The following is a 17838-nucleotide window of genomic DNA, read 5'->3' on the forward strand; positions in this document are numbered from 1 at the left end:
TCTTTCCTCTTTCTTACTTTTTTGATAGAGGAGATATTCCTGCAAAAATAACGGATAAATTATATTTTACTGCATGGCTATTAATTCTTTTAAAATAGAAGTCATTTTCGGTTCAGCTTCAGCAGCTACCCGGACAATATCCTGGAGCGACACCGGCTTTAAATCCGAATGAAATCCTTCATCGGTTATCACAGATATCGCAAATACCGGCAAGTTCATATGATTAGCGACAATCACCTCCGGCACCGTACTCATCCCCACGATATCCCCTCCGATGATACGCATATACCGGTATTCGGCTTTTGTTTCTAGATTTGGTCCCATGGTCGAAACATATACCACCTTATGTACCCTCACCCCTGACTTGCCACCAATCTGTACTCCCTGTGCTACCATCTTTTTGTCGTAAGGGGCGCTCATATCTGGAAAACGAGGCCCAAAACTAGCATCATTCCCGCCCCGTAGTGGATTGTCCGGCAGAAGATTGATATGGTCTTCAATAATCCCTATATCTCCTCTCCTAATGTCAGGGTTCAGGGATCCTGAGGCATTCGACACAAACAGCTTTTGAATACCTAGCGCTTTCATTACCCGCACTGGAAATGTAACCTCCTGCATAGTATATCCTTCATAATAATGCAATCTTCCCTGCATAGCGACCACATTCCTCCCATTGAGTGTACCAAATATGAGCTTACCCGTATGGAATTCTACTGTTGATATCGGAAAGTTAGGAATATTGGCATACATTATCTGATGAGTAATCTCTATTTCTTCCACTAAGCCACCTAGCCCAGTACCCAATATAATTCCAAACTCCGGATCAAAGTCTCCAATTTTTCGGCGGATCGCAGAGACAGTGTCGTCAATCAAGTGATACATATCGTACAAAATAACAGTTAATATAGAATAAAGATACTTAACTTATATCGAAGTTCCCTTGTTATTTAAGGTTAAAAATAGGTTATAGGCCGTCCGGTTTTATCACCTACAAAAAGACCTTCAAAAGAAGACCTATAACAGCCACCTTTTGAAGGTCTATCCAACTCGAAAAATGGAAAGCTATTTATGTGACAAAGCTTTCTCTGTCGCCTGGCCAGGTGATGTCACCCACAATAATAAAAATGTAATCAACCCGTTATGGATGATCAGATCTAAGCCTATGACATACGGTGTATACACAGAAATAACATAGGTATTCAGCAAGAACAATAGTACAGGTGAAATAATACAGATATACGGCACCAATCTATCATTTACCGCCCTTTTGGTCAGCATACCAAATGTAAACAAACCCAATAAAGGTCCATACGTATAACTTGCTGCAGTAAATATCGCGTTCACAACTGAATCATTGTTTATTAGCTTAAAGACCAGAATGACCAACAGCATGAGCACCGAAAAACCAAAATGCACATAATTTCTTTTTCTCACCAATGCAGGGTCATTTGGATTTTCTTTCTTATTAAAGTTTAAGAAATCAACACAATACGACGTTGTCAATGCCGTCAATGCCGAGTCTGTTGTCGCAAACGTAGCAGCAGTCAATCCCATCATAAATATAATCGCTGGCAATATTGCGAGATGATTTAATGCAATTTCAGGGTACAGGTAATCTCGTGTAGCGAGAGAGGAAATATCAATACCATTCTTTTCCGCATAAATATACAACAAAGCTCCCACCGCTAGAAAAAAGATGTTGATAACCACAAATACACTTGTAAAAGTAATCATATTCTTTTGTGCTTCCTTGATGGTCCCCATAGAAAGGTTTTTCTGCATCAAATCCTGATCAAGCCCCGTCATAGCGATCGTAACAAATATTCCTCCTAGAAACTGTTTCCAAAAATTAGCTTTACTACCAACGAAATCCTCCCAAAAGAATATCTTGGAATAAGAACTCTCTTTAACAGCCTCAAACGTATCCACTATACCAAAATCAAGCCCTTTGGCCATAAAATAGATAGAAAGAATAACAGCAGTTATCAAAAATGTAGTCTGAAGTGTATCCGTGACAATAATAGTCTTCAATCCACCTTTATTTGTATATAACCAAATAAGGACCAAACAGATAACCACGGTTATAGCAAAAGGAACATTCCAAGCATCGAAAATAAAATGCTGCAATACGATAGCCACCAAATACAAACGGAAAGCCGACCCTATTGTTCTTGACACCAAGAAAATAGCAGCACCTGTCTTGTAGGTCATGTGTCCAAACCGTTCCTCCAGATAGGTGTAAATCGAAGTCAGATTCATTCTATAATAGAGCGGCAGCAATACATAAGCAATGATGACAAAACCTACCGCATTCCCCAGAACAAACTGAAAATAGCTAAAATTCGAAGCTCCTACAGCACCTGGCACGGAGATAAAAGTTACTCCCGACAATGCTGTACCGATCATTCCAAAAGCGACCATATACCACTTCGAGTTGCGGTTCGCAACAAAAAAAGTAGAGTTATCAGCAGATCCTTTCGAAGTGAAATGTGCTACAGCCAACAACACACCGAAGTAAACAATTAAAAAAGATAATAAAATAATAGGTGACATACGGTAAAAATTTATATCTGCTGTTTCACTTTAAAGGCCTCGATTGCTTTACGTACATTACCAAACTCTTCCAGTAACATCGTTGCTATTTCTTCTCCAGCCCCAGTTTCAGCCATCACCATACGCACACCTCTTGCCACTAATTTGTGGTTAGAAAGCTGCATATCGACCATCTTATTCCCTTTGACTCTGCCCAGCTGTATCATAACCGAAGTACTCACCATATTCAGCACCAATTTTTGTGCAGTACCAGCTTTCATCCGTGTCGATCCAGTAACAAACTCAGGTCCAACAATTACTTCCACAGGGTATTGCGCACATTTGGCAACCGGTGAATTTCCATTACAGACGATACAACCTGTAGCAATCCCATTTTCATTCGCTTTTTCCAACCCTCCGATTACATACGGCGTAGTCCCCGATGCCGCGATACCGATTACCACATCATTTGCATTGATAGCATACTCTTCCAGATCTATCCATGCCTGTTCCATATCGTCCTCCGCAAATTCTACCGCTTTACGTATAGCGATATCCCCTCCGGCGATAAGACCGATTACCCAATCAAATGGAACACCATACGTCGGCGGACACTCCGAAGCATCCAATATCCCTAAGCGACCACTTGTTCCGGCTCCGATGTAAAATAGACGTCCTCCATTTTTCATACGGTCGACAGCAACTTTCACTAACGCTTCGATCTGAGGTATAGCTTTCTCAACGGCCATCGGAACCGTTTTATCTTCTTTATTAATGTTATTAAGCAACTCAAGAACCGACATTTTGTCCAGGTCTTGGTAATTAGAATCTTTCTCTGTTGTATTTATCATCGGTTCCGAAAATATAGTATCACTTGGTAACATTTCGTAAATATGCTACTTTTTTGAAAAACATGCAAAAAAACGCAGTTATAATTTTTCCAATGTCACGAATTTATAGTTTTTTGATTGAATCTCCTCAATTAATTCTCCGAGTCTATTATATAATTTATCTGCTCTTCTAGGATCTGTACCTAGATGCACTAAAATGATATAGCCATTCAGATTACTCCGCTGTTCATATGCCAACAATTGCTTGATAATTCTATCCGAAGACCAGTATCTATCCTCCATCTCTGGAAATGTATAGTCTGTGGGAGTTCTCACTCCAGGCGTATAATTATAAACCTCTAAACCAAGCGCATTAGCCCAATTCACTATCGTTGAATTGTACCATTCATAAGGAGGGATAAACTTACGAATATCTTTAGCTCCTAATCTCTCCAATCGTCTTATATTTTTTTTAATATCCCTTTTGAACTCGCCTTGTGTCACTAATAATCTATCTCTATCTTCCCAAGGCATATATAACAGATGTCGATCCGAATGAGGCCCCACATAATGGCCCTTGACAATCAAATTCCGCACCTGCTTCGCAGTTTCCTTATCTTTCAGAAATTCCCCTGTAACAAAAAATGATCCTTTTATCTGCTTTTCCTCTAGCACCTTGGCAACAACAGGCATTCCATCTCGAAACTCATCCCCTGTAAAAACTAAACTTACCTGCCGCAGCGTACTATCCCCTCTTATTACCGCTCCAAACGAATCTTTCTCCATTCTACCTTTCTGCTGCTTACTTCCTTTTTTTGAAAACGCCTCCTTTGCCGACATGAGATAAACCAACGAAGCCGTACCATCCATCGTTGGTTCATTCGTACTGTAATCTCCAAAATCATCATGGTATACGGCCAGATCACTTTGGAATTCGGCATAAGAATCCGGTTTTGTCAGTTTTATACCGATCAGGTTCTTATAGGTATTGGTATACACAGGTCCGTCGACCAAGCCTCCATCAATAGGAAACTGATGCAAATAAGTGAAAGCCGAGTGAGGATCCATCGGCGTATCACCGTGGGCTGGCAAACCATACACCATACTCGTTCCCCAAGGATTGACCCCAAATAACCAATCGAAATTGGCCTGCTCCAGCTCTTCATACCTACGGTCTCCTGTCAGCTCCCTGTACCATAGGCACTGAATCGCAAAAGACGTCGTCAAGTTATTGCTACACCAGATAAAAGGCACCCCTCTATAGAACATATTTTGTTTTGCCCTATTCCATACCTCATCGATTCCTTGACGATAATATTTAATCAGCTCCGTTCTAACTCTTTTATCACCAACCTTAGCCAATTCGTAGTGCCCTAGATTTATAAATGGATAATATTGATAATGATTGGCCGTATCCCGGATCATCCAAGGGGTGACTGCTTCCTGCTTTGCGTAATATAGTCCATTTTGCAAATGCTCCGTATTGCCGTTCAATCTGTACATCCAGGCTTCAGCCAGCTCCATGTCATCTACCCAATTATCTTCAGCGTAGATATATGGGGATTTCACCGATACAGTCTGTGTTACTCCGGGTATAAGGTTAGCATAGCTATAAGCTGTCTTAGCCTTTGCTTTTAGTACCGAAGCATAATCCATATGGCTTTCTTTCAGTAGATCGTATCCAAGTCCAAAAGCACTTACAAACTTTGCCGCTGTAGAACTTGTTCCAGTAGTATTATTCAAAAACTTACCCCTTTGCTGTGGCTTACCATCAATAAAATAAACGGGGCGCTCGTGCCCCCTTCCATAGAGCGAATCCTGCCCGGGTAGTCTTAATGAAACATGATCCCTATCATCCGCGATCTGGTTGAACATGATATGTGGTTCAGGATGCATTTTAACGAGCCAATCTAATCCCCATTTCGCTTCGTCAAGTACATCTGCGACCCCATTTTTACCGTCCAATCCATTAGCTTGCTTTTCATCGCCAAACACCTCTGGAAAATCCCGATATGCAGCCAACAAATGATAAGTAGCATTAGCCGAAGTGGTCGCATATTGCAAATAGTCCGATGCATCGTGCCAGCCTCCGGCGACATCCACCCACGTACTATCCGGCATCCCGACAGAAGAGGCATACATCGTAAAACCGTCGTGGGTATGACAGCTGTCTTTTAGATAGGGGTTAAACAAGGTTCGCTGTTGACGCATATAACGCAGCACAAAATCCGCAGCCCCTTGATACACATCCTGTGCTATTCTAAAGCGAGCAGATTCCGTCCCATCATCCGATTTCAAGTAATACTCACCTTCGGTCTTCAGATTTGAAAAATCAAGGCGATAGCCTCTTGAGAAAGGGCCGTAAGCCCCAAAGGCAGATTTAAACTTCCCTTTCCAAACCGATGTACCGTCCTTTGCGTTCAAAACTTCAAAGGTACGGATATCGCCAATATCAGCTTTTGTCACCCAGACAGCGACCTTCTTGCCCTCAGGCGGGTACCCCAGCTGATTTACTCTTATCCAGCTATGCTCTTGAGCGAAAAGAGTAGATACAGTCAACAGCATCAAGAGAAATAATAGCACTTGCTTCATACCTTCAACAATCAACTGTTAATATTTTAACATGACAATTTTTCCATCCATCGTACTGGCTACAATTTTATCTTTTAGTACCAATGGAGGATTGATCATGCCGTTTGAAATCTTATACTGCCATAAGACCTCTCCGGTTTTCGGTTCTACGGCAGATAACAATCCGGAATGGCTTGGCACAAAGATGACGTCCTTACTGCTATATATTGCAGTAGGCGTCAACTCATAGGGTAGCTGTAATTTAGATTTCCAATCCACAGACATACTATCCTTGCTCACAGAAACACCGATCAACTCACCATCCATAGTCTTCGCATAGACAAACTTCCGATCCGGCGAGAGCCCCATCGATTCCCGCACCTTTAGATTACCTTTCTTCTCACGCCACAGCTGCTCTCCGGTCTTTAGATCTAATGCCGTCATAAACCGGTCTGGTGCCACAATAAATACGCGGCTATTGGCTACTACAGGATAACAAGCCGCCGCAGAAAACATACGGTTGGTAGCACCACTGTTCCATTCCCAGACCTTCCTTCCTGTTTTTGCATCTAGCGCATAAAATCCATTCTGCCAGCTTCCAAAGATCACCTTACCATCAGCAATAGCCGGCTTCGTAGAGACATAGCCCTTTACTTCATCAAAGGTCCACAGCAAGGTACCATCAGCTATACGTATACAACGGAAGACACCGTCCGAGCCACCGATAAAGGCATTGCCACCTTCCAGAACCGCCGTTCCCAAAACAGCCTTACCCGTTTCAAGTTTCCACTTATTATGACCTGTTTTAGCATCAATACCATAAACATGACGATCAGAAGAGCCAACAACCACAATACCCTTATAAACTTCAGGTGTACTATACACCTTACCATCAGTTTTAAAAGACCATATCCGCTTACCCGTACTCAGATCAATCGCATAGACTTCGCCTACTGTATTTGCGGTAAACAACCGTTGCCCATCCGAACTGATACCAGCTCCGATATCGCCATGATCCTGGTATTCCCATATGACCTTCGCTTTCGTTGTTTTATTTACCGTGTAAGACGGCCTTGGATAATTACTTTTAAAATCCGCGCGCTGAAGAGGAAGTTTCAACCAATAATCTTCCGTAACGACATCGGGTTTACGCACCTGAAAGAACACAGAGTCGCCCGTAACCGTAACAATATTATACCCACCGACCTCATCCTTAGCACGAAGATTGGAACGCGCCATCACTCCAGGGATATCATCCCAGCTGTAAAGCTTATTGATATGGCCATGTCCGCAAAGCGCCAATTGCACATTGCGTTGCTGTAAGCGATCCACCAGCTCAAACCAGTTATTCAAAGAGGAATCCAAGGGATAGTGATTGATCGAGATCAACGGTTTACTCCGATCTGGATTCGCTTTAAAAACCGAATCCACCCATACCAGATTTTCACGGGGTATCTGTCCCGGACTCATCCGCATATTAGGCCCAGATGTCGTCCCCATAAACTGATAACCCTTATGCTCGAAGAAAAAAGTTTCTCCACCAAACACCTTACGAAAAGAATTGGCACCACTTTCAGACCAGTTGCTATCATGGTTACCGGGGATTACATACAATGGGAGCCTAAGGCTATCCAGTATCTGTTTAGCGAGAGCCAACTCCTCATCCGAGCCAAATTCAGTCACATCACCGGATAAGATCACAAAATCTATCCCTTTTTGATTGTTCAAATCAGCTACGGTGCGCCTCAGGTCGTCAGCTCCAGTAGCTCCACCCACATGTGTGTCGGTCACTTGCGCAAATTTGAACGGAGTTTGAGCGATTGCCGCTAACACTGTAAACCAGCAAACAACAAACACTCCCAGTTTAAAACAATTCATAATTATGGTTATTAATTGATAAAAAGGGAAGTTATAACGCTATAACTTCCCCAATTTTATATCATCCCATACAATCACTCACACACTATCTTTAACAGAAAAAAACAGTCCTATTGTTTCCGTATTGGACTTGATGGCTTGCTCTCCAAATGATCGACATTTAAAGAAGTGACGCTATAATATCCATTTTCGGCAACATTCACTTTATTTGATGTAACTACATCGATCAATGTACCTTCCTTTTCCAAATCTGCGAAATAATATATCGCATAACGTATATTGCTCCCAGACTGAGTAGCCCAACTCAGCTCATTGCCTGATAGAACCACATTAGCCGGTGTAGTACTTGGCGCTGCCACTTGTCTTCCAGCAAAGGGAATTATTGCTTTATGACTGTACAACTGAGACAACTGATCTGTAATGCCTTTTCTATTGTAATAAACATCCCGTGCGCTATACATCACACTTCCCACGGCCTTGGCATTCTTTTTACTTAACTCAAACTGATTAACTAATTCCTGTGTGGATTGAAAAGCCTGAGGACTTTCTTGAACACCAAATTTATATAAAGCATGCCCAATCACTAAACGAGCATTATAGGAATACTGCGACCATATAGCAAGATTAAGCTTATAATCATTAGCTGAGTTGCCTATCTCTTGGTAAAGCTGAGGAATTAATATGTCCACCCAACCCTCTTTACACCATTTCCCCAAGTCCGCATATAATGTATTATAATTATAATCTTTACTTGCTGCTGGAGAAATTGAGAACACAACCTGTGGTTTATTATCTTTTATTGTATTGAATATTAACTGTATGGCTTTATCAACATTATCTCGTCGCCAAGCCTTAATATCCGTAAAACTACCTTTATACTGTTGAAAATCTGTATCATCAGCTTTCATTACTCCCGCAGAAGCTGGATCAGGATAAAAGTAATCATCCATATGCAACCCGTCGACATTATATTTAGTAACAATATCCTTGACAATATCGGCTAACCGTTGACGAACAGCCGGTAATGCAGGGTTATATATCCTGATTTTTTCGTGATCCACTACCCAAGAAGGATCTACAGAAGAATGTAGAGCTGGATATACACTTGCTGCAGATGCTCTAGTTGAAATCCGATATGGATTGATCCAAGCATGGAACTCGAGTCCACGAGAATGCGCTTCATCTATCATAAACTGAAGTGCATCATACCCTGGATCTTTTCCTCTAACACCAGAAATGCTAGCACTCCATGGCTCATACGAGGAATTATAAAAAGCATCCCCCATTCCGCGAACTTGAACAAACACCGTATTAAAACCTTTGGACTTTAACATATCTAACATAGCTTTATAGCTTTCTTTCTGAATTGTCACATCATATGTTACATCTTGAAAGTCCGCAGTACGTGGCCAATCTAAAGCCCAAACTGTTGCTATCCAAGCCCCACGCATTTCCTTTTGAGGAAGAATCAATTCCTTCTGCCCTCCATCTGGCCCAGGTCCGACTTCATCAATTCCACCACCACCTTTCTTACAGCTTTCTAAGAAAAGAGAAGTAGCTATTAATAAAACAAAAAAACTATATATCTTATTCATTCCTTGATTTCTTTAAATTTTCCTAAAAATATCAACATCTCAATTATCGTTTTACTTAAGTACCCAGTGTAGGCTAAAGTCAATCGGCAACCATGAGTCACCGATTGAAACTAGGGACTTAATCCTCTGCGATAGCCAAAGGCACCTCTATAAAAGAAAACCCAATATCTGTTGAGGCACAGAAAAGATACAATTTCTTGTCATTACCTGCTTGATCCTTTTCTATATACCAGCCTGTCTGTGTAGAAGGGGCCGTATTAGTCACTCCTGCAAACACATATTCATAAGCAAACGCTTTACTACCTGCCTCGAAGTATGTCAGTGCCTCCACCATATTATCACCTTTTGTTATATCATAGGCATACAACCTGCCTGTCTCCGCTCCTGTTCTTGGTACCGTTGCCATAATCATATAACGTTTTTGATTAAAAGTAAAGACCCTTGCATCAGTTCCTTCAAACGGAATCGAAAGATTTCCCATCGTATAAGACACAGTTCCCTGACCATTTACAACAGCAATAGGATTTTTATAACCTGTCAGTAAATAACTATCTGTATTTTCAACCCGTAAAAAGGAAGACCATTGCCCATAGTTCACATTACTGTTAAGGACAAAAGACTCTGTCACATTTTTATAATTACTCACCTTAAAGCCAAGAATTTTTGACGGGTTATCATTACTGATAAAATGAATAAAGCCATTACCGTTCTCATCTAAACTGACTGACATATTATCTCCGTGTCTTACCCCAGCACCAGGAATGTTTTGACCTGTTACATTGATAATTGCTTCCGGAGCTTGTGTCGGATCAGCCCAATGGTACACTTTTATAGGACTAGTCTGCGATGTTGAAAGCGTACCGATATAGGTATGACCATTAACTTGGGCACCACAATTAACATCATATAAGCCACCGGTCACACCTGTCATATTCAAGTATATTTTATTATTAGTAATGTTATTTTTTAAGTCACTCATTCTTAATAAATGGGGAGTACTAGGTGGAGACGCCGTTCTTTGAACAACCAGAACATATTCGCCATCAAACCCGCTTCCTCTGGTCATTTGTCCGGCAAAAGCAGGGTACCCTGCAAAACTATGAACCACTGCTTTAGAAAAATCTGCTCCAAATACAGGCAGCTTTAATCTCAGATTCACATAATATTCTCGAAATCGAGGTTGATTAGTTACTTTTATTGTGATAGCACGTTCCGTCTTTCCTTCTTCAAATTGAACCTGATAGGAATCTTTATCCAACTTAGCCCCATCAGACATTACTGCTTCAAAACGCAAATTATCAAAATCAGTTTCAGGATCTATTCGGGGGAACGACACACTTTTGCTTTTCTCGTCAACCACACCATCCAAAGTAATGTTTCCATTTATTCCGGCATTAACAATCTGTATTGACTTTAACACAGTAAGTTTATCACTTGAGTCTATACCCGATGGCAAATCGTCTTTACAAGACAGAGATACGAAGGTCATCATACTTAATAGCAGTAAATAAACCTTATATATATAACTAGATCTTTTCATCTTAATTTGTCTTAATTTAATTATCTATTTTTAGTACCACCCCTCTGTTTGTTTCAACTCATACCCTGAAATACTGTAGAAATTTATTTGGTTACGTCCAACAGGTTGCAAATACGGATTTAAGTTTACCTGTCCTATAATAGGCAACCTTTCCCTATTGGTTGTACTCCGATAAAAACCTAACATAGACGAGTTATTTGAACCATTGTAAATAATCTGATTACCATTCAAATCAACAACAGATAACTGTCCAGCATTCCCAGCAACCAAATACGACTGAAAATCAACAGGATAATTCACCCACCCCCCAGCTAATAAAGCTGGATTATCAGCTGTTTCCATATAGTTCATTTTAGACCATCTTCTAAGATCTGCTAATCTCGAATATTCAAACACAAATTCCATTCTACGTTCCCTTCTTATTTCCCACAGTAATGCTGATACAGACGGGTCACGCTTAGGATCATTTGGCAAATCTCCCAATAACAAAGGAGCCGTTTTCTTCACTCCTTTTGCAACAGCAGCGGGAGCCAAAGGCCTATCTCTAATTTTATTCACTGAATTATCAAGATCCGCTTGGATTACTGCACTACCTCCAACGGTAGCCACCTCAGCCTTAGCCTCTATCCAATTCAACAATACTTCAGCGTAACGCAATACCGGATAATCAGTTGTATTATTCGTCGCGGTATATTCCGTCGGCATATCCTTGCCCTCTTCCTTGGTAGCTTTTTCCGCTTCTCTAGAAAAAAACTTTGATACCAACCAGTGTGACGCTTTATTTAATTCCGAAGGCTTGCTATAGAAAGTCGCTTCCAAACGCGAGTCCCGAGTTTTGAACATATTCGTCATATCGAATTTATTCGCATTTACTTCGACAGAATTATTCCAAGGTCTTCCATCTACACAAATATAAGATTTCAACAAATCAGACGTAGGTCCGAGGTTAGTCGATGTTGTCAAATTACTCAAGGTACCGATACTATGAGTAATGCCTTGTGAGGCATCATATATCCGGCACAACAACACATCCCTGACGCCTTTTAAGTTCTCCGAAGTAAACTGAGATTTATAATCTAATGTAAAGCTATACTTTCCACTTCCCATAACCAAATCCCCAGCCTTTATAGCTAAGTCAAAGAACTTTTTAGCTTGTTCTGGATTATTGTAATAGTACTTTTGCCAAGTACCTTCGTGCAGTGCTATACGAGATACAAAACCAGCGACAATGTATCTATTTAAATATTGGTCGCCATCATTCAGCCTAACATTATCCATTGCATAAGACAGATCATCGTACACTTTATCCATGACCGTATTTCTAGGGTCCCTTGGCTTATACAATTCATCTTGCTCGGTATCCAAAACTTCTCTATCATAGTAGGGCACATCACCATATTGAAATACTAACTGGGCATAGCGATACGCTCTAAAAAAACGTCCTACCCCCAACCAATGGGCTTGCTTTTCTGCATCCAACACCCCACCCATACGGTTTTGAACCCTATCTATCATAACATTCACAGAACGTATAATAGTGTAGTTCCATATCCCGTCATTTGGAACTGCTCTAGTAACGTTATTCTGTGTACCTAAAGACAGAACATCGTCACTAGTAGTAAAATCCGCTAACGGGGCTCCAGTTGTCGAAAAGCCACTTCCATAGCCAACAAAAAAATCCGTATAATATTTATTAGCATATAACCTGACATTATTTTCACTACTCCAAGCTGTTTCATCAGATTCTTTTGTCATTGGCGGCCGATCTAGCAGCTTCTCACAACTCTGCAAACCAACAACAACAAAAACTAAGCACATTTTATATAATGTTTTCATCTCAAATTCCATTTAAAAAATTAAAAACTGATTTGTACCCCCATGGATGCTGACCTAAATGTTGGATTAGATGTTCCCGTACGACCTAAGTTGTACTGTGTACTATTTTCCCTCAACATAGAAACCCCTGAAATCGATTCAGGATCGATAGGCAATCCTCTCAATTTATCAAAGGTCAACATATTCTCCATAGAGAGATAGATACGTGCATTTGATAAATGGATTTTTTTCATAAGATTTGTCGGCAGAGCATATCCCAATGTTATATTTTTTATTCTTATATACGACATGTCAAGCATATAACGAGATTGTGCCCTCATCACATAGCCTTCATTTGAACCGCCAAGATCCCATGCTCTAGGATAAAATGCATCCGTACGGTCCGCTCTCCAATAATCAGAAGCTATAGCTACCGGCATAGAGCCCTCCTTTGCAGAGAAGCCAGGGATAGCTAATTGCCCTGCGCCCCAGATATCACGCTTACCCACTCCCTGTACAAAAATTGAAAAATCAAACCCTTTGAAATCTGCTCCCAAACGCAGTCCGTACTGATAACGAGGTGTCGTATTACCAATCACTACCCTATCTCCAGGATCCCCATTCGTTCCCTTGCCATTATCGATATAACCATCACCGTTGACATCTACGAACTTGACATCTCCAGGGCTGATCATCATAACCGGACCGCCATCCTGAAAATAAGGTTGATATACAGGATTTTCTCCAGCCAACATATACATGGTTTTTGATGTACCGTCCCGAATAATCTGAGTTGTTAAAAAGTCTCCGTTAGAATCATACATAAAATCCTCTGCCTGATACAGACGGTCTGTTATAAAGCCGTAAACATCTCCATATCGTCTTCCTGTCGAAAACGCTCCACTCAAAAGCCTATCTTCCCAAGGAGTATTCCAATCCGCTCCTTTAACAGTCACGCTAGTGGCATCAGCCATATTAGCCATCGCATTGATTCGCAGCCCACTTTCGAAACGATGCGTATAATCTATCGACAACTCCCATCCTCTAGTTCTTAACGTACCATAATTACCCACAGGAGCCGTGTTAGCATAGTTAACTAAATCTCTTCCATAAGTTGTAGGCAAAACCTGTCCACCAACCAGCATATCATTCGTATTCCTTTCATACCAATCTGCCGTAACTCCCAACTTGTTACCAAAGAATCTCAGATCAGCTCCAATATTGAACTGTTCAATATCTTGCCATCTGATATTTGCAGAAACAGGCGGAGGCGTTCCTAATTGGTAAGCCTTTACTGTTGAGCTTCCTCCAGTCAACCATTCGTTCTGTTTAATATCCATCTCTGGAATGTACAGATTATTGGCAACAGATTGATCTCCGATGACCCCCCAAGACCCTCTAATCTTCGCAAAACTCAATACGGGATTTACTGCCTGCATAAAGTTTTCATTGGTTAGTACCCAGCCTGCGGAAAGCGATGGGAATGATCTCCATTTTAAATGCTTTGGAAACTTAGAAGACCCATCCCTACGCAGATTTACTTCGAATAAATACTTATCCTTGAAGGCGTAGTTAACTCGTCCAAAGAATCCAACTTGGGAATCCCACTCAAAATCTCCCTTAACAACCTCTGTTCCGGTCGCGTAATTAAACTGAGGATTACTTCCGTCATTCAGAATAAACTCTCCCTTCTGCCTTAATGCATACTTATTTTCGTAAGAAACAATATTTGTCCCCAACATAAATTTAAACGCATGGGATTGATCAATATTAAGATTGTAAGTTGTAAAAGCATTCAAGGTATGTCTTTTGTTACTATTTCCTATTTCAGAAACATACGTATCCTCTTTCGCAACATGATCCCTCATGACGAACTGTCTTCCTGGTTCTCCTCCCGAATCAACCACTCTGCCTTCTTCATCGACCATCAAGAAGTTACCATTTTCATCGACCAATGGATCTGTAGCTGTATCCCACATAGATCGTGTTCGAACATAAGGAGTAGCCCGGAACAATGAAGAGTTTTGTACGGCGTATGTATAATCTGCCACAATATTCCAGTTCTTTGTCACATCTATAGTTGTACCTAGGTTAAGACTCGTGTACTTTTTGTTATCTGTAGCGGTAGGTGCCGTTCTAGCAGAATATACGGGATCAAAAATATCATGACCAGCCTGTTGTACACCGACTGGAAACAAACGACTCCAACGATACATGTACAACCAAGGATCAGCTTCAAAAGGATCTTTACCAGCTACGTACAAGGAGTTCGGATAGCGCTTCGTACCTTCCGCATACATTACCCCTCCTCTTACTGTCAAGTAATCGTTCACCTGACTTGAAATGTTCAATGTCGGGGTCAATCTCCGGTAGTCATCATGCTTCGCTGGCTTCATCATCCCCTCCTGACCGAGATACCCTAATCCCAAATGATACGTTGTATTACCAGTCCGTCCATTTAGACTCAAATTATGTTTATGTGAAAAAGTACGATCCTTTATCATCAAATCAACAGGATCATAAAGCCTTACTCCAAATTTCTGACCACCTTCAACATACCAGTCTCTATTGTAAAGTACCTCGTCAGTAGCTCCTACTTTTCCACTATAAAGTTCTTGCCATTTACGAATCCGTTCTAAGCTATTTCTATTAACACGCCAAAATCCTCCGGCCGGCCCAGCAGCCTTCATATTCTCATGAGCATCTACGGTATATTCCAAAGCTTCTATGCCAGCCATATCAGGCTTGACAACTGGACTTTGCAGTATAAAATTATTAGAATAAGTTACTTCTGTTTTCTCCGTTTTCGACCCTTTCTTTGTTGTAATCAATATGACGCCAAAAGCAGCTTTGGATCCGTAAATGGATGTCGATGCCGCATCTTTCAATACAGTAACAGACTCCACATCATCAGGATTCACAAACTGTATACTCGGAATTTCCACATTGTCCACCAAAATCAACGGGTTGCTATTACCGTTGACCGACCCTACTTGTCCTCGGATTTTCATAATAGGATCTGAACCTACTTCTCCCCCATTCACTACAACCGAAAGACCTGGAATTGCCCCCTGCAATCCACGGGCAACATCCGGAATAGGTCGACTAGCAAAAATCTCGTCTCCACCAATCGATGAAACCGCGCCTGTCAAATGAGCTTTCTTTTGCTGCCCGTAACCGACAACAACAACCTCATCAAGTGTATTATCGTCTTCTTTCAGAACAACATTAACTGTAGTACCGGAAACTTTAACATCCTGCGAAACATAACCGACACTAGAAAAGCGCAATGTTGCACCCAACGCCGCAGTAATCTTAAACTTACCATCAGCATCTGTCCGCGTAGATCCTGCTGCACCTACAACAGATACAGAGACTCCAGCTAGAGGTCCATTTGCATCAGACACAGTACCTGTTACTGTATTCTGAACCAACCTATTCGACGAATAAGCGGTTGCTGCAGCAAGGTTGGTCGGATTGGACACTTTAGATGCTTTCGCTTCTACAGAGGTCACCGCCAGCCCCAATGCAAGAGAGAATAGTAAAGTATTTCTCATATTTAGCATATTAAAATAAACTTGTTTACGTAATCATAATCCAGGAAGGCCTACTTCCTTTAAAAGTAGACCCGATCCCATAACCTTATTCAAAATCTTTGTAAAGCAGATACTTCTTCCGCATCTTCTTATATTCAGTAAGCTCCTGTTGCCAGGAAGCTTTAATTTCATCTTCGGTTTTACCAGCAATAATTTGCTTTCTTAATTCGTCTGTACCAGCTAGTTTATCAAAAAACTCAGCCCTAGAGAAGAATTTTGACTTATCAGGCATCTTCTTATAAAAGTCTAACACATATCTAAGGGTAAATGTTTGGTCATCCGCATTCAATCCACGCAAATCGACACCGTACATGGTCTGTCCCTTTCCTTCCACATGTTTAACCATGCCTGCTTTTTCACCTGGCGTATATTGGAAGTCTCCATATACCGGACTATCATAACCAACGACCTGGAAAGGCCACTCCGTACCCCGCCCCACCGAGATTTCGGTTCCTTCAAATAGACAAAGCGAAGCATACAATCTCACAGAAAGGTGATTGGGCAATGATGGTGATGGAATTACAGGCAGCTCATACATCGTTGCGTGATCCCAGTTTTGCACAGGGACAACAGTTACCTTACATTGACGACCTTCTTCCAACCATTTTTCACCATTGATCATTTTTGCTAGTTCGCCTACCGTCAGACCATGCACCATAGCAATTTTATGATAGGACACATTGGATTTAAATTTATCATCCTTACGGACAGGACCATCCACCTGATCACCACATGGGTTTGGGCGATCCAAGACAATAAGTTCCTTATTATGTTTAGCGCACAGTTCCATCACACGATGTAACGAAGTGATATAGGTATAGAACCGCGCCCCCACATCCTGTAGATCAAAAATCATCACATCAATCGACTGCACGATAGAATCCTGTTTCTCATTACCACCGTACAAAGTATATAAAGGCAGACCTGTTTTTGAATCCTTATCATTACTTACTTTCTCTCCACGTTCGATATCCCCACGGAAGCCATGTTCCGGAGCAAAACCGAATTTCAGATCCACCTTCTCGCGAAGCAATACGTCTACCAAGTGTTCGTTAGTAGCTCCTACTACCGATGTCTGATTGCCCATAAGCCCAACTTTCTTTCCTTTCAATAAAGGAAGGTATGCTTCCAACTGATCTGCTGCAGGAACAATTACGTTACTTACCGCAGAATCCTTTACTACGGTAGAACCATCTCCCTTAGATTTATTCTGTGCATTACACGAAAAAAGCAAAAAGCCGACAAGCGCGGACAACACTATGGGTAAAACTTCCTTAAAAGATTTCTTCATCTACAACATGCGTTATTTGTCAATAATTCAGATTATCTCCGCTAAAATTAATACAAAAAACGCACAATAAAGCAATTCTAGCAACAACAAAGACACAATAACGCGTTTTGCAAAATGAAAAGCGCATAAAAACGAAATAAAAACAAAAGAGACGATAAGATATTAAAAGATAAATTCAAGCGTTAAATAA

10 protein-coding genes are annotated in these 17838 nt (G+C 41.1%); all 10 read right to left on the reverse strand.

Annotated features, from left to right (window positions below; genetic code table 11):
• Nucleotides 1–66: 66 nt before the first annotated feature.
• The 10 genes from JKG61_RS18575 to JKG61_RS18620 all read right to left on the reverse strand — a co-directional run bounded on the left by JKG61_RS18575 (nucleotide 67) and on the right by JKG61_RS18620 (nucleotide 17648).
• Nucleotides 67–882 (reverse strand): purine-nucleoside phosphorylase, encoded by an 816-nt coding sequence (locus tag JKG61_RS18575; RefSeq protein WP_202104457.1) that lies wholly within the window; start codon nucleotides 880–882, stop codon nucleotides 67–69.
• A gap of 180 nt (nucleotides 883–1062) precedes the next feature.
• The gene (locus JKG61_RS18580; RefSeq protein ID WP_202104458.1) at nucleotides 1063–2553 is read right to left on the reverse strand and encodes a sodium:solute symporter; all 1491 of its coding nucleotides are present in this window, start codon (nucleotides 2551–2553) and stop codon (nucleotides 1063–1065) included.
• 11 nt (nucleotides 2554–2564) lie between these two features.
• Nucleotides 2565–3383, reverse strand: a complete 819-nt coding sequence (murQ, locus tag JKG61_RS18585; protein ID WP_202104459.1) for an N-acetylmuramic acid 6-phosphate etherase — start codon at nucleotides 3381–3383, stop codon at nucleotides 2565–2567.
• Between the two features lie 78 nt (nucleotides 3384–3461).
• Nucleotides 3462–5954: a glycoside hydrolase family 9 protein gene (locus JKG61_RS18590; RefSeq protein ID WP_202104460.1), complete on the reverse strand. Its 2493-nt coding sequence runs from the start codon at nucleotides 5952–5954 to the stop codon at nucleotides 3462–3464.
• Between the two features lie 18 nt (nucleotides 5955–5972).
• Nucleotides 5973–7811, reverse strand: coding sequence for an outer membrane protein assembly factor BamB family protein (locus JKG61_RS18595; RefSeq protein ID WP_202104461.1), 1839 nt, complete (start codon nucleotides 7809–7811; stop codon nucleotides 5973–5975).
• A gap of 110 nt (nucleotides 7812–7921) precedes the next feature.
• A complete protein-coding gene (locus JKG61_RS18600; protein WP_202104462.1) occupies nucleotides 7922–9406 on the reverse strand; it encodes a glycoside hydrolase family 10 protein in 1485 nt (494 codons plus the stop codon).
• Between the two features lie 118 nt (nucleotides 9407–9524).
• Nucleotides 9525–10946, reverse strand: a complete 1422-nt coding sequence (locus tag JKG61_RS18605; RefSeq protein WP_202104463.1) for a DUF4623 domain-containing protein — start codon at nucleotides 10944–10946, stop codon at nucleotides 9525–9527.
• A 30-nt stretch (nucleotides 10947–10976) separates the two neighbouring features.
• Nucleotides 10977–12782: a RagB/SusD family nutrient uptake outer membrane protein gene (locus JKG61_RS18610; protein WP_202104464.1), complete on the reverse strand. Its 1806-nt coding sequence runs from the start codon at nucleotides 12780–12782 to the stop codon at nucleotides 10977–10979.
• A gap of 20 nt (nucleotides 12783–12802) precedes the next feature.
• On the reverse strand, nucleotides 12803–16318 hold the full coding sequence (locus JKG61_RS18615; protein WP_202104465.1) for a SusC/RagA family TonB-linked outer membrane protein: 3516 nt from the start codon (nucleotides 16316–16318) through the stop codon (nucleotides 12803–12805).
• An 85-nt stretch (nucleotides 16319–16403) separates the two neighbouring features.
• Nucleotides 16404–17648, reverse strand: a complete 1245-nt coding sequence (locus JKG61_RS18620) for an exo-beta-N-acetylmuramidase NamZ family protein (RefSeq protein WP_202104466.1) — start codon at nucleotides 17646–17648, stop codon at nucleotides 16404–16406.
• Between the last annotated feature and the right edge of the window lie 190 nt (nucleotides 17649–17838).

The sequence above is a fragment of the Sphingobacterium faecale genome (assembly GCF_016746095.1).
Classification (GTDB): Bacteria; Bacteroidota; Bacteroidia; order Sphingobacteriales; family Sphingobacteriaceae; genus Sphingobacterium; species Sphingobacterium faecale.